The sequence below is a fragment of the Enterococcus sp. 5B3_DIV0040 genome (genome assembly GCF_002140755.1).
Taxonomy (GTDB): Bacteria; Bacillota; Bacilli; order Lactobacillales; family Enterococcaceae; genus Enterococcus_D; species Enterococcus_D casseliflavus.
The window spans coordinates 1360855-1380536 of the sequence record NZ_NGLC01000001.1 but is presented as its reverse complement, the minus strand read 5'-3'; the positions used below and the strand labels follow the sequence as shown (position 1 = coordinate 1380536).

17 protein-coding genes, 2 rRNA genes and 1 riboswitch (1 of these 20 running past the window's edge) are annotated in these 19682 nt (G+C 40.3%); of the genes, 1 reads left to right on the top strand and 18 read right to left on the bottom strand.

Going from position 1 to position 19682, the window contains the following annotated elements:
* Positions 1–107: 107 nt before the first annotated feature.
* Positions 108–283, bottom strand: a riboswitch (M-box (ykoK) riboswitch).
* A gap of 288 nt (positions 284–571) precedes the next feature.
* The 12 genes from A5883_RS06460 to A5883_RS06405 form a co-directional block, all read right to left on the bottom strand.
* Positions 572–2467, bottom strand: coding sequence for an endonuclease MutS2 (locus A5883_RS06460; protein WP_008381968.1), 1896 nt, complete (start codon positions 2465–2467; stop codon positions 572–574).
* A gap of 359 nt (positions 2468–2826) precedes the next feature.
* Entirely contained in the window at positions 2827–4356 is a 1530-nt protein-coding gene (gene ahpF, locus A5883_RS06455) for an alkyl hydroperoxide reductase subunit F (RefSeq protein WP_008381970.1), read from the bottom strand.
* 9 nt (positions 4357–4365) lie between these two features.
* A complete protein-coding gene (gene ahpC, locus A5883_RS06450; RefSeq protein WP_005226227.1) occupies positions 4366–4929 on the bottom strand; it encodes an alkyl hydroperoxide reductase subunit C in 564 nt (187 codons plus the stop codon).
* 308 nt (positions 4930–5237) lie between these two features.
* Complete coding sequence (locus A5883_RS06445; RefSeq protein ID WP_008381972.1) at positions 5238–5441, bottom strand: hypothetical protein; 204 nt, start codon at positions 5439–5441, stop codon at positions 5238–5240.
* 152 nt (positions 5442–5593) lie between these two features.
* The gene (locus A5883_RS06440; protein WP_008381974.1) at positions 5594–6553 is read right to left on the bottom strand and encodes a permease prefix domain 1-containing protein; all 960 of its coding nucleotides are present in this window, start codon (positions 6551–6553) and stop codon (positions 5594–5596) included.
* Entirely contained in the window at positions 6550–6882 is a 333-nt protein-coding gene (locus tag A5883_RS06435; RefSeq protein WP_008381975.1) for a PadR family transcriptional regulator, read from the bottom strand. The genes A5883_RS06440 and A5883_RS06435 overlap by 4 nt, the downstream gene beginning before the upstream one ends.
* A gap of 185 nt (positions 6883–7067) precedes the next feature.
* Positions 7068–8039, bottom strand: a complete 972-nt coding sequence (locus tag A5883_RS06430) for a siderophore ABC transporter substrate-binding protein (RefSeq protein ID WP_008381977.1) — start codon at positions 8037–8039, stop codon at positions 7068–7070.
* A 25-nt stretch (positions 8040–8064) separates the two neighbouring features.
* Positions 8065–8823 (bottom strand): iron ABC transporter ATP-binding protein, encoded by a 759-nt coding sequence (locus A5883_RS06425; RefSeq protein ID WP_008381979.1) that lies wholly within the window; start codon positions 8821–8823, stop codon positions 8065–8067.
* Positions 8820–9764: an iron chelate uptake ABC transporter family permease subunit gene (locus A5883_RS06420; protein ID WP_086299481.1), complete on the bottom strand. Its 945-nt coding sequence runs from the start codon at positions 9762–9764 to the stop codon at positions 8820–8822. The genes A5883_RS06425 and A5883_RS06420 overlap by 4 nt, the downstream gene beginning before the upstream one ends.
* On the bottom strand, positions 9761–10711 hold the full coding sequence (locus A5883_RS06415; protein ID WP_008381981.1) for an ABC transporter permease: 951 nt from the start codon (positions 10709–10711) through the stop codon (positions 9761–9763). Before A5883_RS06415 ends, A5883_RS06420 begins: the two co-directional genes overlap by 4 nt.
* Before the next feature lie 634 nt (positions 10712–11345).
* Complete coding sequence (locus A5883_RS06410; RefSeq protein WP_086338180.1) at positions 11346–12710, bottom strand: FAD-dependent oxidoreductase; 1365 nt, start codon at positions 12708–12710, stop codon at positions 11346–11348.
* A complete protein-coding gene (locus A5883_RS06405; protein WP_008381983.1) occupies positions 12707–14176 on the bottom strand; it encodes a helix-turn-helix domain-containing protein in 1470 nt (489 codons plus the stop codon). The genes A5883_RS06410 and A5883_RS06405 overlap by 4 nt, the downstream gene beginning before the upstream one ends.
* Positions 14177–14338: 162 nt before the next feature.
* Between A5883_RS06405 and A5883_RS06400 the strand changes: the two genes are divergently transcribed.
* Positions 14339–15442, top strand: coding sequence for an SLC13 family permease (locus A5883_RS06400; RefSeq protein WP_086317363.1), 1104 nt, complete (start codon positions 14339–14341; stop codon positions 15440–15442).
* Between the two features lie 131 nt (positions 15443–15573).
* Here the strand turns inward: A5883_RS06400 and A5883_RS06395 are convergent, their stop codons facing one another.
* The 6 genes from A5883_RS06395 to A5883_RS06370 all read right to left on the bottom strand — a co-directional run.
* Complete coding sequence (locus A5883_RS06395; RefSeq protein ID WP_086299484.1) at positions 15574–16287, bottom strand: class I SAM-dependent methyltransferase; 714 nt, start codon at positions 16285–16287, stop codon at positions 15574–15576.
* Positions 16288–17295, bottom strand: coding sequence for a zinc-binding alcohol dehydrogenase family protein (locus A5883_RS06390; protein ID WP_016619978.1), 1008 nt, complete (start codon positions 17293–17295; stop codon positions 16288–16290). It abuts the gene before it with no gap.
* Positions 17296–17366: 71 nt separating this feature from the next.
* Positions 17367–18428 (bottom strand): hypothetical protein, encoded by a 1062-nt coding sequence (locus A5883_RS06385; RefSeq protein ID WP_008381988.1) that lies wholly within the window; start codon positions 18426–18428, stop codon positions 17367–17369.
* Positions 18397–19311, bottom strand: a complete 915-nt coding sequence (locus A5883_RS06380) for a hypothetical protein (RefSeq protein WP_008381990.1) — start codon at positions 19309–19311, stop codon at positions 18397–18399. Before A5883_RS06380 ends, A5883_RS06385 begins: the two co-directional genes overlap by 32 nt.
* 139 nt (positions 19312–19450) lie before the next feature.
* A 5S ribosomal RNA gene (rrf, locus tag A5883_RS06375) occupies positions 19451–19566 on the bottom strand.
* An 80-nt stretch (positions 19567–19646) separates the two neighbouring features.
* A 23S ribosomal RNA gene (locus A5883_RS06370) occupies positions 19647–19682 on the bottom strand (it continues 2879 nt past the right edge of the window).

The window sequence follows — 19682 nt, the reverse complement described above, 5'->3', positions numbered from 1 at the left end:
TTGGAGTAGGTGTTCAGACGGTACCAGTTATTATGCCCTTTGAGCTTAGTCATCCATCAAAGAGAAAAGCAAAAAAGTCTCACTTCTCTTAGGACGTCAGACTTTGCTAGCAATCTCATCGTCCGAGTTTTAGCACTATACAACGTAAAGAAAGTTGTTCCCTTTCTTAGCTATTTTATGAAAAGCCTTAATCCGACAATTCCTGTTTTACACATTGGCGTCTTTCGACGTTTCTGCGCAATAGCTTATGTTTGTATAGGAGCCTCACCTAACAAGGTTATATGTTATTTTCAATCCACTATGAATGGTACCCTTCCTCGTATAAAGATACAACCCATTCTTTGTTATTTTTATTTTTCTTTAACTTTTCTTAAAGAATTTAGATATTTCGAGTAATTTCCGATATTTAAAGAAAAATCAATGGAAATCATTCGACCATCACTGGATTCCCTTCGATCATACACGTTATTAAAAAACGGTCATTTTCAAAAAAAGACAGCTCTTTTTCTAAAACTCGAAAAAGAGCTGCTTTCTTGATTTTATACTCCCGCTCTAAATATATCTGTGCCGATCAATCCAATGATCGTTTGGCCTGACGCTCTTGCGCTGCTTTTCGTAACTGCTTTTGCGCTTTTTTAGACCCACGTTCAATATCTCGGGTAAATTTACGTTGGGCAAAATCGGAAAATAATTGATCTAGATCATAGCCGGCTGGATAGAGTGCTTCTCGTTTGGTGAGCAGTTGCAATCGCCGAGCAGCAACAACGAAACATTGTTTCTCAATATAAATCTTCGCTTGTCCCTGTTCCAAGTATTCATAAAAAACTCCCCGTTTTTCATGCTCTGCTGAAAAGACCTGGTCTCCCTTTTGAAAAATGTGCTCAGACTTTGTTTCCTGAGGATCGGTTCGTTTTCTGGACGTCTCAAAAGGCTGCTTCTCAAAAGAATAAGATTTATTCTTTAAATAGTCCTTTGCCGTTTGCACGACCTCAGCAGGAATCGCCATTTTTTCGGCGATCCAAAACGCATTACTTTCACCGACCGCATTGGTCAACAAGCGGTATTTCGGCGTCAGGGTCTTGGCATCAAAAGCCATCGCCGCTGTTTCAAAATCTTGGTGATCAAGAGCAAACTGCTTGATTTCACCATAATGAGTCGTGGCGATCATTAACGCCCCCGATCGATAGATCGATTCCATAATGGCGATCGCTAAAGCTGCCCCTTCATTTGGTTCAGTCCCGCTGCCAATTTCATCTAACAAAACGATACTGTTCCGGCTGGCATTCGTCATGATCTGTGCAATATTCGACATGTGTCCAGAAAAGGTACTTAAAGAATTTTCTAGACTTTGCTGATCCCCGATATCCATCCAAAGACTTTTTAAAAACGGCACGCTGCTGTTGCCATTATGCGCTGGAAACAAGCCGTAATGTGCCATCGCACAAACGAGTCCGACGGTTTTTAAGACAACCGTCTTACCACCAGCATTCGGCCCTGTGATGACCATACATCGGTTCTCTTCTCCTAGTTTTAAAGATAGAGGAACAGCATCAGTGCCCAGTAAAGGATGCCGGACTTGATCAAGAAGCAAAACTTCTTCTTCAGTAATTGCTATCGGTTGACCATTGATTTCCCGACAATACTTTCCGCGAGCAAAAATAATATCTAGTACCACTAAAATATCAAGACAGGCAAATACTGCATTCATTTGTTCGGCGATTGCCCCGGTCAATTCTGATAAAACTTGGTATTGGGCGGCCGTTTCTTCCGCCTGTGCCAAAATCAATCGATCATTCAGACGGGCAGCTGCCTCTGGTTCAATAAAAACAGTCGCGCGTTTATTAGAACGTTCGATGATCGTCCCTTTAATTTGCTGTTGAAATTCGGCACGTACCGGCAGCGTATAACGGTCGTTCTTTTTGATCACACGGTTTTCTTGCAGATAGCGACTTTCTTTAAAAAACTTTGCAAAAACTTTTTTTAAATCGGCCTCATATTTCTCAATTATGCCACGAATTTTCCGTAATTCTCGGCTGGCGTTACTATCTACCTGACCATTGCGAATTTTTTGGAAAATCATTTCGGCGATTTCAGAAAAGTCGGCCAACCCCTGAGCATAGTGATGCAATCTTGGGGCAATTGATTGATTTTTCTCAAACAATTGACGGATGATGCGAAAAGACCGTAAAAAGTCTCCGTATTCAATCAATTCCTGCGGCTCCAATACAAAGCCTTTTTCAATCTTCTTCGTATGATGTAAGACATGCTGAAGCCCCATGAAAGGGACTTGACGTCCGGCGTCTAATAGCGCCATCGCTTCAGTTGTCTCAGACACTCGTTTTTGGGCGGAATGGATCGTAGCTGCTGGTTTTTCATTGGCAAAACGTGCTTTACCATAATCGCTGATTATTTTTTTACTTACTTGTTCTTTAATTTGTTCAAATTCAGTTGCTTGAGGTATCTTCATGAGTGATCCTTTCTTGTGCCTGAGGATCCCGGTAACATCCCCGTCCAAAAAAGTGTACAAAAAAAGCGATAGTCTCCCATCACCTGATTCATCAATAACGATTTTTATCGGTATCTACAGGCACAACAAATAAACAGTCTGTTTTTGCTTATTTGTTTTAATTAGCTGATTAGATACCTACGACACTCATTAATATACCTCTTTCTTTTTTGAACGAGTTTTTTTCATTGTAATATAGAAACTGTCCTTCTGTCAACTTCCTTCAAATCTCCTTCCCCTCAAAGAAAAAACGTCTCAGAAGCTGCTAGAAGCTCCTGAGACGTTTCTGATCTAGATCAAATAATAAGCTACTTACCTACTTACGAGCGAATCAGGTAATCAAACGCACCTAATGCAGCAGTGGCACCTGAACCCATTGAAGTGATGATCTGTTTGTATACACTATCGGTACAATCTCCCGCTGCAAAGACCCCTTCAATGTTGGTTGCGCCATGTTTGTCCACCACGATCTCATTGCGTTCATTTAAGACGACACGATCTTTTAACCATTCAGTATTCGGCATCAAGCCAATCAAAATGAAGACACCCTCCACAGCTAAAGTGAATTCACCATTCGTTTCACGATCAACGTAGGTCAATTGTTCGACATGATCGGATCCAACAATTTCCTTCGTTGCCGCATTCGTAATAACAGTCACATTATCTAACGTGTTCAAACGGTTTTGTAGCACAAGGTCCGCTTTTAGTTCTGGTAAAAATTCAAGAACATAGACATGTTTCGCCATGCCAGCTAAATCGATTGCTGCTTCGATCCCAGAGTTTCCGCCACCAATGACGGCAACTTCTTTCCCAGCAAATAACGGACCGTCACAATGCGGACAATAGGCAACACCTTTATTTTTGAATTCTTTTTCTCCCGGAACATTGATGTTGCGCCAGCGAGCGCCAGTTGCTAAAATGGCCGTTTTGGTTTTTAATACTGCACCATTTTCTAATTCAACTTCGATGACGTCATTGCGGCGAATATCTTTCGCACGCTGACCTTTCATCACGTCTACATTGTATTCGTTGATATGCTCTTCTACCTGACGCATTAATTTTGGACCTTCGGTATAAGGGGTACCGATCATATTTTCGATCCCCAGGGTTTCCATTACTTGTCCACCCATTGTTTCGACAACCATCCCAGTATTGATGCCTTTACGCGCTGCATAAATCGCTGCGCTTCCGCCTGCAGGTCCGCCACCGACAACTAATACATCGAAAAGCTCTTTTTCAGCAAAGTCATCTTTACTCGTCGGACCAGCTGCTTTTTCCAACAACTGTTCGATCGTTTGTCGGCCGCTTGCAAATTCTTCCCCATCTAGAAAGACTGTTGGCACAGCCATAATTTTTTTCTTGTCAATTTCTTCTTTGAACATCCCACCTTCGATCATGGTGTGACTGATGGAAGGATTTAGCACTGCCATAATGTTTAACGCTTGAACAACATCAGGACAGTTATGGCAGGTCAAACTGACATAGGTTTCAAAATGTAATGGCTTATCGATCGCTTTGATGCGCTTTTGAAGTGCTTCATCAATTTTCGGCGGACGACCGCTTACTTGAAGCAACGCTAAAATAAATGAAGTGAACTCATGTCCTAACGGTAAACCAGCAAAAGCGATGCCGCTTTCTTCACCGGGACGATTGATCGAAAAGCTTGGTGTCCGTTCACTTGCTACAGCTTGAATCGTGATTTTTGACGACATTTCTGCGATTTCTTCTAAGAATTCACGTACTTTCGTTGAAGAATCATCCTCACCTAAAGTCGCCGCAAAAACAACCTCTGATTCTAGCATCGCTAGATATTGCGTCAGTTGGTCTTTGATTGCCTTATCTAATGCCATGAGAGCCTCCTAAATCTTGCCTACAAGGTCTAAGCTTGGCGTTAAAGTTTCTTCGCCTTCTTTCCATTTTGCAGGACATACTTCACCTGGATGGGTACGGACATATTGTGCGGCACGGATTTTATCGATCAAACCACTAGCATCACGACCGATACCATCCGCATTGATTTCAACCGTTTGTACCACACCATCCGGATCGATGATAAATGTACCACGTTGAGACAAACCTGATGCTTCGTCTAATACATCAAAGATTTCTGAGATCACATGAGAAGGATCAGCAATCATGATATATTCGATTTTATTGATAGCATCAGAGTGGTCATGCCACGCTTTATGTGTGTAGTGGGTGTCAGTTGATACAGAATAAACTTCTGCGCCTAATTCTTTTAATGATGCATATTGGTCTTGCAAATCCTCAAGTTCTGTCGGACAAACAAATGAGAAATCTGCAGGATAAAAACAAACAACGTTCCATTTTCCTTTAAAATCTTCTGATGAAACATCGATAAATTTTCCATTGTGGTAAGCTTTCGCTTCGAATGAACCAATCTCTTTTCCAATTAATGACATATCATTTCCTCCAATTAGAATAATTATTTGAGAATAATCTCTATTAATTATTAGTATATCTAACTACAAAATGCAATAGTTTATTCAGAAATAGTCAAAAAAAATGTTATCATCCTCAGAAATGAGCATATTTATTTTTTATCGAAAGCAAATGGAGTATAGTAATAAGTTTGGCTAATCATTTCTAAGCAAAGTTCCTACCTGTTAGATTCTCAATTACATCTCTTATTCTCAATTAAACAAAAAAAGATTGCCTCTTCCTATGATTCCTCACAATGGAAAGTGAGTCATAAAAAAAGACAATTTTTTTATTTAGTATTGAAATAGTTGAACAATCCACCGATCGTTCGCTCCTTCAATGTAATCCGCTTGCCGTCTAGAAAAACTTCTTCGACTGGGTAATGATCTTGAAAAGGTGGAACTTCCAAGTATTGACTTGCGAGAAAGCGCTCTGGGGATTCAATTGTTGTTATTTCTTTGCTACCATTTTTCAGATAATGAATTTCTAACATATCCATTGCCTCTTTTCTTGTATTCTGAACTTTTGAAAAAGCATTGAGAGGATCTTATTTCTCGCTGTTCTTTTTGCTTGGTTCAGTTACAAGCCGTATTATAGTCTTCCTTTTTTTAAAAGTAAAGAAACCACTCTCGGTTGAAACATCTCTTATTTTTTGGCTTTTGTCTGACCGATAAAGTAGTCCTCTAAGACACCACCAATCACAAAAATGACCCAAGAGTATGCCCAGGCATGAAACATGAAGGACCAAAGCATATAAACGACCAAAATCACTGGCCAGTAGACTGTTCGAAAAAAGGTAACTCTACCAGCGGATTCGCCATATTTATGACGTGTTGCTCGATCACCAAGATTCTCTTCGTCACGAATAAAATACGTCTCAGTTGCCAGCTTCGCAAAGCCTGTACGAATAATACTTACATAAATAATAAAGAACACACCCACTGCAACTGTCAAGAAAAACAAGGAAATACCAAACTCAACAGAATAATAAAACAATTCACTTAAAAGTACAGGCGCAATTGATAAAATACAGGCACCAATTCCTAAAACAAGACCAATACGAAAACTTTTTTCATAATTTGCTAGTTGCTGAGCGGCTTCTCGTTTGGCATCCCTTTTGATTGGTCGATCATCTAACTGCTTACGAGCACCGGAAAAGTGCAAACTGCTAGAGATGATAAAACCAACCCCGATGGCGATGAAAAGAAACATCACCATTATTCCAAAGGTCTCAGCATAAACACTAACAAAGAGCATTAGGGCTGCTAGGGAGGCGATACAAAAGCCGATTCCTATCGACAACGAAAAAGCAAAGTGCCGCACAGTTCCCCAATAATCAAACGCATCGTCTTCTGTGATGGCATCGGACCAATCATCAATCGGCTCTTCTTCTTTTGAAACATCTAACTCTTGCAGCAGTTCATCCACCGAACCAAACTCGCTGATCACCGCACCGATGGCTTCATGCTCACTTTTCCCTTGGTGAATCAGTTCCAAGTAATGGTCTTCCATAATCGCTAAAAGATCTTCTTTTGCCTTCTTCGTTTCCGGTGTGATGGGTACTGATAAAAATAAGCTGTCTAGATAGTCATGAATGGTTTTCATTTGTCTCCTCCTTGTAAGAACTGGTCAACGACGATCTTCGTCTGCTGCCACTCCAATAGTTTCTCCGAAAGGCTTGCTTTTCCGTCTACAGTTATCTGGTAATAGGTCCGCTTTTTGCCATGTGTCACTTCTCCGGGATACGAACGGATCAATCCTTGTTTTTCTAACCGAGTAAAAGCGGAATACAACGTCGTTTCTTTGATCACATATAAAGCATCTGTTCCTTCACGAATACGCTTGGATATTTCATATCCATAAGAGTCTTCTTTCGAAAGAATGGATAAAATGATTGCGTCGTTATAGCCGCGAATTCCGTCACTCGAGATCACGCAATCGCCTCCTAAATTACTTCATCTGTCGTACTAATTATAAATCAATTACTACGACAGGTAAAGTAAAGCTGGATAACTTGTCAAAAATCAGTCGCAGGTCCTAGAAACAGTTCGAATAAAAAGACACGCTTTCTCAGTAAACTGATAAGCGTGTCCCTTATTACTTAATTTTTTTCACCTATTTATTCAACGGCTGGCTTGACATCATCCATCATCAATTGGATCGACTCCAATCCGGAACCAGCTAAATACCAAACCGCAGCATCCAATTCAATCACTTGATCGTTTTGCCCTGCATTTGTTTCTTGAACAATTTCATTTGCAACAAATTCACTTTCGCTTTCATTGCCACCGATCGCTTTTGTCCGATCGATCACGAAAATGACATCAGGATTTTTTTCAAGCAAGTACTCATAAGAAATACTTTGTCCATGTGTCGACGCCTCTAATTCCTCATCTACTGCTGGGAAACCAAACGTGTCATACAAGATACTGTAACGAGAACCTGGACCAAAAGCAGAAAGATTGCCTTCATTTACCATAACAACCAAGGCTTTCTCGTCAGCATTTTGCGCTTGCTCCTTCAAGGTATCAATCTGACCTTGTAACGATGCTAGTTGTTCTTGCGCTTCCTCTTCCTTACCAAAAATTTGACCAATGGTCGTAATGTTGGCTTCGATCGATGCCCAAGTATCACTATTGTCAACGCTTAAGAAAACGGTTGGCGCGATTGCAGACAATTCCTCTTGGAAATCACGTTGTCGACCAGAAATAATGATTAGGTCTGGCTGCAGTTGATTGATTTTTTCTAAATCAGGCTCTTTGATTCCCCCTGCTGATTCAACATCCGCATACGCTGATAAATAATCTGGCAAATTGCTGGTTGCGGCAGCAACGATTCGATCCCCAAGGCCAAGTGCATCCATCGTATCTAATGCACTGTTGTCAAAGACAACAACTTTTTCCGGCGCATAAGGAACAGTGACAGTCCCATTGCTGTCCGTAATCTCGACTTCTGTCGGCGTTTGTGTACTTTCTTCTACTTGGGTTTGAGCTGTACCCGTTGAATCTGTTGTCCCTGTATTATTCGAGCCGCAAGCGGTCAACCCCGCTAATACGAAAATACTCATAAAACTTACTGCTATTTTTTTCATTTTTTCCTCCTTTGAAACATATTTTTTATTGGAAGGTGTAGCAAAATTGCCGCCCATCCACTTGTACCAGTTTGATTGGAATCTCATACAATGATTCTAATAATTGTTCTTGAATCACTGCCTCTGTGTCAGCCGCTTTAAAAATCTGACCATCTTTCATCGCGACGATGTGATCGGCATACCGTGCTGCAAAATTAATGTCGTGCAAAACGATCACAACAGTTTTCTGATAGTCTTCCACCAAGGTTGTCAATAGCTTCATCAGCTGGTTGGCGTGTTTTAAATCTAAATTGTTTAACGGTTCGTCCAAGAGTAGATAATCTGTATCTTGGGCTAAAATCATCGCCAAGTAAACTCGTTGTAACTGACCACCAGAAAGTTCATGAATCGATTGATCACTATATTCGGTTAGAGATAACTTAGACAAAGCGTCATCAATGATCCCATCATCTGCTGCCGATTGTCGCCCCCGGTTATACGGATAGCGACCAAATGCCACCAGCTCTCTTACAGTCAGATTGACGGCATAGCGATTGCTTTGCTGCAAAAAAGCCATTTTTTTTGCTAGCTCTTTGGACTTCCATTGACGAATCTCCGTTCCATCCAGATAAATATCACCGGTGCGTTGATCCAACATCCGACTGACTAAAGAAAGCAAGGTACTTTTTCCGGCACCATTGGGCCCGATGAAGGCAATCATTTTCTGTTCCGGCAACGCTATAGAACATTCCGTCAAAACTTGTGTTTTTGCATAATTCTTGGATACATTTTTGGTTTCGATCATGATTTTTTCCTTTCCAGCAGCAATTTGCTTATAAAGAAGATACCGCCTAATAATTGGATCACGGTGCCGATGGTCGTTTGCCATTGAAAGACCTGTTCCACTAGGAATTGACCTCCTACCAACAGGAGAAAACCAATCAAACTCCCACCGAAAAACAACCAGCCGTGACGATAAGTTGGGAAAAGCTGATAGGTGATCGTCGCCACCACAAAGCCTAGAAAAACTGCTGGACCAACTAAAGCAGTGGCGGTGCCTGTCAGTAAAGCAATCAAAAATAAAACACCTTTATGAAGCCATTGAACAGATACACCTAAACTTTTGGCTTGCCCACTTCCTAAATGGAGCAAATTCAATTCTGGAATCAGCAGAACCAGACAGATACTCCCTAGCAAAATGATCGCGGCAGCAATCAGTAGATGCTGGGTATTGATATTGCCAAAGCTGGCAAACAAACGACCTTGTAGTAAATCATATTCATTTGGATCCATCAACACTTGCAGAAAGGTGCTGAGACTACCGAACATCGTGCCACAGACCATCCCTGCCATCAATAACAAAAACAACCCAGCGACTGATTTTTGATAGAAAAAGCCAATTAAGAAGCTACCTAGAACGGCAGTTAAGCCGACAGAAAACAAAAACATCGTTGCTGTTTCTTGGCTCAGCATCTGAATTCCGCCGATAAAAAAGAAACAAAGGGTTTGAACAAGAACATACAGTTGGTCCAAGCCTAAAATTCCAGGGGTCAGATAGCGATTGCTTGTCAGTGTCTGTAAGGTGATGGTACTAAAGGAGATGGCGATTGCAACTAAGGCAAAAGCCAAGATTCGGCGTCCCCTTAATGCAAAAGCAAATGACCAGTTTCCATAGGTGTTATAGGTCAGATAGGCACCACATGCACAAAGGATCAGAAACAACAAAAGAAAAAGTTTTTTCTTCATCGAAATTTCCTCCCCAGAAGCAAAATCAAGAAACAGCAGCCACCCAGTACGCCGGCAACAACACTGACCGGCATTTCATAAGGTGCGATGACGATTCTCGCCAATACATCACACAATAGCAAGAACGCGCTTCCGGCAAAGCTGATCAAAAGCAGATTGTTTTTCAAGTGATCCCCAAAAACCATGCCGATCATATTTGGGATAACGATCCCTAAAAAAGGAATTTGCCCCACAGTCAATAAAACGATACTGCTAGCAAACGCCACCAGCGCAAATACAGCAAAACGCAAGAACAAGTAATTGATTCCCAGACTCTTAGCCGCACTTTCTCCTAAACCGGCGATCGTGATCTCATAAGCCAAGAAATACAATAGACCGAAAACGGGAATCGTCAAATACAAAAGTTCATACTGTCCAACCATAATGGTGGCAAAATTTCCTTGCAGCCAAGAAGAAACATTTTGAACCAATTGGAAGCGATAGGCTAAGAAGCTACTGATAGCCCCGATGATATTACCGAACATCACCCCTGTTAACGGCAGCATCATTGGATCTTTCTTTGGTAGAAATTGGCTTAAAAATAAAAAGAACAACACACCTGCGTAGGCAAACACAAATGCTGCTGTAGTGCGAATCAAATTTGAGGCATTTGGTAGAAAGAGCATAACCAGCAAAATTCCTAAACGGGCGCTATCCGTCAGTCCAATCGACTCCGAGGCCACAAATTTATTTTGCATCATGTGTTGCATAATTTTTCCACAGATACTAATGATCCCACCTGCAATGATCAAACTGATCGTCCGTGGAAGCCTAACTTTTACCAAAACAAGCCAATGATTCGGATCACCCTGCTGTAAACCTGATAAAGACAATTCATGGGTGCCTGCCAACAAGGAGCAACCCACTAGAAGAACAAAGATCAGCAGTAATCCGATTTTTTTAAACATGCCCCGCCCCCTTATTGAGAATGATTCTCACTCTCTTTAATAGGGTAACGTATTTCACTTAAAATCACAAGAATTTTTTTTAAAAAATCCCTTTCCTATCGCAATTTCGAAAAAATGAGTGTGTAAAGAAAAGGATTATGTGATGTTTTTCTCTTATATCCTTGCGAGAAAACTTATTTTTATCTCAATATTGTCTATTTTATTGCTTTAATTATAAAATGCTCGCTCATACTATATTCATTTTATGAGGATCATTCAATAACAGATCACTTAGATTTGCAATTATTTTCATCTATTGAAACCCTTGTAAAGCCAGCACTTACTGATGCAATGGTGATGTAACTTTTCAGATAAAAGCAAATGACGCGCCGTCTCCTCCACCTAAACACCATTCGTCTATCGATAAGAAATTGTGAGTAAAAACAGTTTAGTCGTGGAACGAGTTTTATAGTTTTCGTTTTGAGTTTCTTCTTCCAAAAAATCATGATACCAGTTGAATTCAATCTCCGACAAAAGCCTACCTGTTTTCAATACGCGATACCAGTCACTGATTGTAATCGATAGTCTTTCCCGATTATCTGTAATTAAAAAAAATAAACCTACGATCATCGCAGGTTTATCAAGAGTTATTATTTTACTTTAACAAGCCATCAAGGGCTAATTGATTCAAAAAGTGCAAAGGGAAAGAAATGGTTGGATTGAAAAAGTAATCCATTGTCGCTAGTTGGTGCAAGGTCGTCTTGCTATTGATCAAGGTTGAGATCGTATTGATGATCTCCAAACTTCCACGATCACTCGTAATGATTTGTCCCCCCATAATCACTTTCGTTTGCTGATCAAAAATCAGTTTTAACGTTACTTCAAAATCCTCATCTGTCGCGAAAAATGTCCGAGAATGAAATGTCTGCGTCACTGAATCTACTTCAAAGCCGTAATACGGTGCCTCAGTCTCATTAATACCTGAACTGCTGACGAAATAGCCAAACAGTTTACTAACGACGGTCCGTTGCATTTTTGGAAAAGGAATTTTCGTCGTTCCCCGTTCATTTGCCAATAAATTGGTGGCAGCTACGATCCCCGTCCGATAAGCATTAGTCACTAAAGGGATATACAAAGAGCTATCCGAATGATTGAAAGGAATCGAAACCAGGTCACCAATTGCATAAATCGCTGGGTCAGACGTTTGTAAATATTCATTTGTAAATACCGTGCCATCGAGATTTAGTTTTAAAAAGTCTTCAACCAATGCGACATTCGGTCGCGGATTTACGGCATAAACGACCACGTCAGCTCGAATCTTGGTTCCGTTTGAAAGCTCGATTCCCTGATATTCACCCTTCTCGTCTTTGATCGTATGGGCGACATTGCTGTTAAGATAGATTTGTAAGTTCTCTGGAAAGCGCGCCATCAAAATTTCAGCAATTTCTTGATCAAAATAACGGAACAAAAGGGTATCCATTCGATCAATCAAATGAACGGCTCTTTGCTGGCCACTTAAAGATTCAGCCAATTCAAACCCAATCAGACCCGCGCCAACGATCGCCACGGTTTGCGCACTTTCGATTTTTTCTAACGCTTGCTTTGATTGACCAATGGTTTTGTAGGTCGTTATATGTGCTTCGACATCTGAGGCAAACTCCGAACGGAAAGTACTCGATCCCATCGCCAAAATCAAGCCATCATAACTCACTTCGTCTTCTTGCTGATAAGATTCCGTTGATGTGACAAAATGAACCGTTTGTTCTTGCGGAAAGATTTTTGTGACTTCACTGTTTAACATCACATTGATTCCTTCAGAAAGAAGCTCACTCGCAGTTGCCGTTCGGGAATCTTCCAATCGTTGAATGTAGCCTTCCAGCACTAAATTCAAACTGCTAGCAACATAACCCAGAACGCTTGATTTTTCAATAATTATCACATCGACTTTTGGGTCAACTTTTTTTAAATGACGGGCAGCAGCAATTCCTGCATGAGAGCCTCCAATAATCACTATTCTCATATCTTTTCCAACTCGCTTTCAAGGTTCTCATTGCGTATTTCATCCACGATTTGATGAAGCCGCTCTTCTTCAAATGGGGTTGCCCCACCTGTTAAAATCAATCGTTTTTTATAACGATAGCCTTCCGAGATCTCAGAATGATCAACGATCAATAAATCATAATCCTTCTCCTTCGTCCCCTCAAAATGAATATTCGGATAGCCAGCCAATTCTTTGATCAAAAAACGCCGCAAAAAGCCACTGCGTAATCGTGATTGAGTCAACAAAATGCCGACCGTAAATGCTTTTTCCTGTTTTACTTGAATCCATTGACGGATCAAAAGCAATTCATTGGTCAAATGCTGCTTTTTCTCAAGAGAAAAGGACTGGTTTACGTTTTTCTCCAACTGTTCGATTGCTTGCTGTGCCACTTCAATCAAGCTCTCATTCGCAACACTTTGCGGCTGAAATTCAGCAAAGGCAATAATGCCGCCATGAATATACAACGCTTGGATCGTCACACTCGTCAAGAAGACGCATAATTCCGTAGAAGTTTCTGTAGTCTTTCTCTCACTATCACCAATTGCCTGCAGCAGCTCCCCATTTAACGCATCGATCTCTTGGAAGAAAAGTGATTTTTGCAAGGAGTCATCCAGTGAAGGGCGAATCAAGCCTTCAGCTAATAAAAATAAATAGAAATAAACCGTTTCATAATCGCTCCAGGATACGGCAAAACGACTGAGATAGCGTCCTAATATATTCCGCAAAAGCTGGAACATCGCTTCATTTTCCAATGACTTCAACAATGGATACGATGCTTCATGCTGCTGCGAGCCACGATAATCAAAACGGGCTTCCATAATACCTAACCACAGCCCGACTTTCCAGCGTTCGGATTGACTAAACGTTGTCTGTAGCTGTTTTTCGATTACTCGAATCAAATTGTTGATGGCTGGTGCATTCAAGCGAGCGATCAATTCTTCATTGGGATAACTTTGTGAAAAAAACTGATAATAGAAAAAGCGAATCTGTTTTTCATCCCCAAGCAATTTTTTATTTTTTAATTGGATGTCGAATTCTTTCAATAACTGATTGATGGCTTTGAATCGACGAAACAATGAAGCTTCACTCAACATCAGTTCTAACATCATTTTCGTCGTTGACTCATCTCGATGAAAAAACAAATACGACAATATCTGAAAATCGATTGCTTCTGAAAGATACGCATAAAAGAATTTTTTTAGTGAGAAATCAAGCGGAAGTGTTAACTGTACTTGATCATTTTCTAAATAAGTCAATGCCGCATCCTCATGGAAAGCGACTAAATTTTGATGAAGATTTTGAAGTTCTTTTTGCAAAGTGGGTGCGGAAATGGATAATGTTTTTGCAAGTTTCTTGTAAGAGATTTCTGAGCCGTTCTGAAAAAAAACAGCTAAAATTTGAAAATGAACCTGCTGATTTTTTTCAAGCAGCTGCATAACATTCATTTTTGAACCTCCTTCACCTTTCACATACTAATTTCCCAATTAATGGGTCGTTTGTCAACTATAAAAATTGCCTGAATGCCTTTGAGTTATATGGAAAAAGCGTTATTTATTGTTCCTAAAGCGCGGGAATGGTAAAATTCTTGAGAAGAAAGGTGGTGAACTATGGGAAAACGAATGTTAGCATTTTTTCGAACGGATCGATTATTTTCGATTTCCCTGTTACTAGCACTCATTGCGTGTTTTTTCGGCACCTTCCGTTGGTCATTTATTGACTTTAAAGTGATTTTATCACTGTTTGGGTTGATGTTAGTAATCAATGGGTTAGAAGAAGCTGGTCTTTTACGAGCATTTGGACAAAAATTAGTGGAAAAAAGTCGCAATCTGCGTGACTTGATCCGTTCAATCGTCTTGCTAAGCTTCTTCAGTTCGATGTTTTTAACAAACGACGTGGCTATCTTAACATTATTGCCCATCTACTTACTCTTAACGAGGAAAGAACAACAGCGCACCAGTGTCTTATTAGGCGCTGTCTATTTGATCGTGGCAGCCAATTTAGGAAGCAGCCTGTTTCCATTTGGAAATCCGCAAAATCTATTTTTATTTTCTTACTATCAGATTTCGCTGCCACAATTCATGTGGACTACCGGCACCTTTGTGGGACTTTCTTTGCTATTACTCCTTGTTTCGATCCAGCTCATCCCAAAGACTCCATTGGAAATCGCCCTGCAAGAAGAGCCCTTTGAAAAAAAGCCAGCGCTGCTCAATGCAGGATTATTTGTCCTTATGATTCTTGGTATTTTTAGTGTTCTACCTATTTCAATCGCTGTGCTCGTCGTCGCAGCCGTGGTTTGGTTTAGCAACAAACGATTATTCGCAAAAGTTGATTATCGGTTACTACTTACCTTCCTCTGCTTCTTCTTGATCGTTGGGAATATTCAAGACCAACCTCTGGTCACCGATCACATTCGACCATATTTTCAAGAAACACATCGCGCTTTTTTAGGTAGTATTTTACTCTCTCAAGGAATATCTAACGTTCCTGCAGCGATTTTGATTGCTCCTTTCACCGATTTAGAAAAAGCCGTTCTTTTGGGCGTCAATGTGGGTGGTTTGGGTACATTGATTGCTTCTTTGGCGAATTTGATTGGGTACAAATTACTGAAACAAGCCAGACCCAAAGAAGCGGGAATGTTTCAAAAGCTATTTTTTATCGTTAACGTCGTTTTTTTACTGTTATTAGGCAGTATCGTCTACCTTTTATTGTAGTAAATTCACTGTAAAACGAGATTCCAGCATAAGATGTTTCCAGTCAGCAGTCAACAGAACCCTACTTGCTGTACCTGTTTCTTGATCTTATGTCAGAATCTCGTTTTTTGATGTCTATTGTGTGATTTCTCCTAGGCTAAGAGAAGCTCAAAGGTGATTTTCGTTTGGCTTTCGACAGTCAATGCCTCACCAAAGACATGTTGAACCATTTCTTGCCGCTGTTCCAATGAATACTCCTCCTCAAAATAAAGATGAAATAATTCTTGATCGATCTCTTCCTTCAAAATATACTCGAATTGCCGACTCTGCCAATCGATCGCTTCTTCTGTAAACCACTTCTTGTAACAAGTATTTAGGTTCAGATCGTTCTTCGCTGAATGATTTTTTTCATAAGGCTGAAACACGTTCTCTTCTTCTGCGATCATTCTTAGAATAATTAATTGATGGGCCTTTCTTTGAAACTGAAGCAAAGTTTCTTTGTCTCTGACTGCTGGATTCATTGCCATAAAAATACAGGGCCAGTGCTGGTCTGCAGATAAAAAGTCTTTTTGGCTCTGCTGAACCAGATGGAGCTTGCTCATCGGATCTTCCATCGTTTCTTCGATGATTTTTAACATTTCTTTTGAAAAATCAATTGCGTAATACTCATCTACAAAAGGATAAAAAGCTGAAATGTAGCGACCAGTGCCCGCAGCAAAGTCAACGAAGGTCGATATCGGAAACACTTTCTGCTCCACCAAAAAAGCTGCTGCCTCTTCGGCGATTTTCAATTGGGATTCTCTTTGAATTTGCGCATATTCTTGCGCGAATTCATCCCAAAACAGCATCGCTTCCTCTTCTTCCATTTAGCGGACGCCTCCAGTGATCACTGTCTTTCCTTTCGTTCCTTGCTCAACCGCTTTTGTAGCGTGCTTTAAGGTCTCGATGGTAATTCCTCCATCAAACGTTTGGACCGCAGTCGTATGGATCTTTTTGTCAGCGAGCAACGAGGCGATCCGTTGCAAAATGCCCCCTTGTGTTTCAATCATCAACTGAGCATCTGTTTTTGTGAACATATACTCCCAATAAAAATCGATGCCGAGGTTTTTAAATGGATTTAAATCTAGCGCTTCTTTCGTATTCACGATCATTCCGACTTTGCCAAATGGCAAGATTGCTTTTGTTAATTGTGGCAAATAGGCAGATGCGTCATAAAAAAGTGCAACGGCTGAAAAAGGTTCAGTGATTTGTTCAGCTAACGGCAAGCGGTGATTCAGTACCTGATCCACTTGATTGTCTTTAAGCCACTGATCGTTCTTAGGACTCGCAGTGCCATAGACTGTCAATCCTGCCCATTTTGCTAGTTGCGCCGCAATCGAGCCAACACCACCGCTGGCATTGACCAATAAAATTGATCCTTCATTCGCGTTCTCTTCAGGCACATACCCAAATTTTTCAAAAAGCAATTCCCATGCCGTAATACTCGTTAATGGCATAGCTGCAAGATCACCGTCAGAAAAGCCGGCTGGCGCCTTTGCTGCGATTCGAAAATCAACGACTTGAAACCTTTGATTCGCACCAGGTCGTTGTGTGGTTCCAGCATAAAACACCCGATCACCAACGGCAAAGCCATTAACTGCTGAGCCGATTTCATGTACTATACCTACTGCATCATATCCCTGGATATGGAATTTCTCACTTAAAGTGGTTGTTTGGCGGCGTTTCGTGTCAATTGGATTCACAGAAACAGCTTGCACTTCCACCAATAGATCGTTTGCCTGACAAGTTGGCATTGGAAATTCCTTTTCAATAAATACTTCTGGATCATCTAAAGATCGTCCTTCATAAAAACCTAGTGCTTTATTTATCATCATACTGCTCCTTCCAAAAAAAGTGCTGAATAGTTATAAAAACCATTCTAGCACTTTTAACCAATTTAGAACATCTATTCTTCACCTTGAACGACAAGCGGAACCAAAAACGGATAACTTGTGAAGAAATCCAATAAAGATCGCTTCCATTGATCCGAGTCAATCGTGAGTAACGTTGATTCTGTGTACAAATGAATCGTCAAACGCTGATTTTTATCAAGCAGAACAAGGATCTCGCCTTTGTTTTCTGTGATAAAATCATACGACTGATTCTCCATCGTGATGATGAAAATTTGGTCAAGGACTTCCGCTGCAACAGGAAAATCTGTTTCCATATCGACAGCTAAGGTTTGGGTATTGTCGATCAAACTTGGCGAGACAGTAAAATCCAATTCTTTTAAATGAGCCAGTATCAAATTTACATCGTAATTAAACAGTGAAAGTTGATTGACTGAGAAAATATTATCGGCATGCCATTGACTGATCAGATGTAAAATCTGTTCATCGTTGACCACCACCGACTGGGAATTTGAATTGATTGTCAACAACGGCAAATAGTTTGATTGGTAACTTGAATTGACCGGATTTAACTTAAAACTAAACTCTAGTTCTTTTGTTTCTGTTAAACGAAAGCGGACATTGAAGTGCTTTGTCTTCCAGGTATCGTAATTGTCGGTAGCTGTTAAATGAATCACTTTTAATGGTTTCAAGAATTCATAGGCATAGTACTCAAGCAAGGTTTTTTTTGCAATGACAGAGATTTCTTGTTCTGTTAAGATCAAATGACGATAATGGTTGAGCAACCCGGAGAAATCAGCCTCCATGATTGATTTTCGCAATTTTAAATCAGCTAGTTCATTTTCGGCTTGTTCAATAAGGGACTCGATGCGCTGATGATCTTGTGCTTTTACAGCATAGTAATCATCTTCATATTCCGCTTCCTCTTCCTCTTCCACTAATTTGAAAGAATCATCCTCTACATTGTCTTCTACTAAAGAGCGATCATCAACTGTGGTAGACGCATTGGTTGCTGAATTTTCGTCGACCTCATTGACTTCTTCTGGTTGAACTTCTAGAGTCTCTTCCTGATCCATCAGTTGTGGTTCAAGAGGATTTTTCTGTGTTTCTTTCGTCAATTTCAATCAGCTCCTTTCCCGTATACTGAGCTAAGAAAGCCAATAATTTAGTATTGAATTCTTCAAAAGAACCAAAAAAAGTATCAATTTGTCGGAATTCTTTTTCTACGATTGCTTTCTTTAAACGCAATGTTTGATATTGCTGCTGCAGGCGTTCTTTTTCAGCAAAAACTTCTTCATTATTATTTGAATATCTTTCCCATTCTCTACGTTTGGCTTCTAGAGCTTTCCGGTCAGAAGTCAAACGCTCTAGTTCTTCATCGATTTTTGTCCGATTGAAAAAGCCCTTTGATTCCGTCAATTCATTTTCGGCTTCCGTAAGTTTATCGATCTGATTTTGGATTTCCTTCACTTCTGATAACGCAGTGATCCGTTTGGCTTCCAGCTTGTCCATCTGCTGTTCGATTGCTGTCAGCATCTCACGATTGCCTCGTTGGAACTTTTCCCATTCTTCATCTATCTCAGGGATAACAAAAATTTCGGGAATACTCGCATCGATACCAATCGTCGCTCGCTCATGATAATAGGTTCCTAACTTATAGTAATGCACCGTAGGAGATATTTTGGCACAATGCATCATAAATGGGAAAGCTTGGGTAAAGTTATCGTGGAACTTCCTTGATAACAATTCATCAATCTCATGATTTTGATTTGATGTTTCTTTTAACTGTTTGTGTAATCGACCATTATATATACGATAAATTTCAGGAATATCCTCTTTTTCGATCGCGACTTCAAAATCTTGCAGGTCTTGCAGCATCTGACCTATATTTTTTGAGGCCACTTGTTTTATATCGCCAAAGGATACTTCTTCATTCGTTGAAACTGAAACAACGTCTTGATCTTGAACAACATTTTGTTCTTTTTTGGCATCGTCAGTCATATGATCCCTCCTAAAAATACTTCACTACTAGTGTATCATTTTTTTCCATAAAAAGTTATTTTAAGTGATTGTTTTTAGTAAAATGATACATCGTTGTAATAACAAAAAAACACATGTCAATGAAGACATGTGTTTGACTGCGTGGCGACGTCCTACTCTCACAAAGGGAAACCCTTCACTACAATCGGCGCTAAGAAGCTTAACTTCTGTGTTCGGCATGGTTACAGGTGTATCCTTCTTGCTATCGCCACCACACTATTCAATTGAGTAAGTGTTGCTCACTCAAAACTGGATCGAAGAAATCAAAACGCTACGAGTTTACGTGCTTTTTCTTTTTGGTTAAGTCCTCGATCGATTAGTATCAGTCCGCT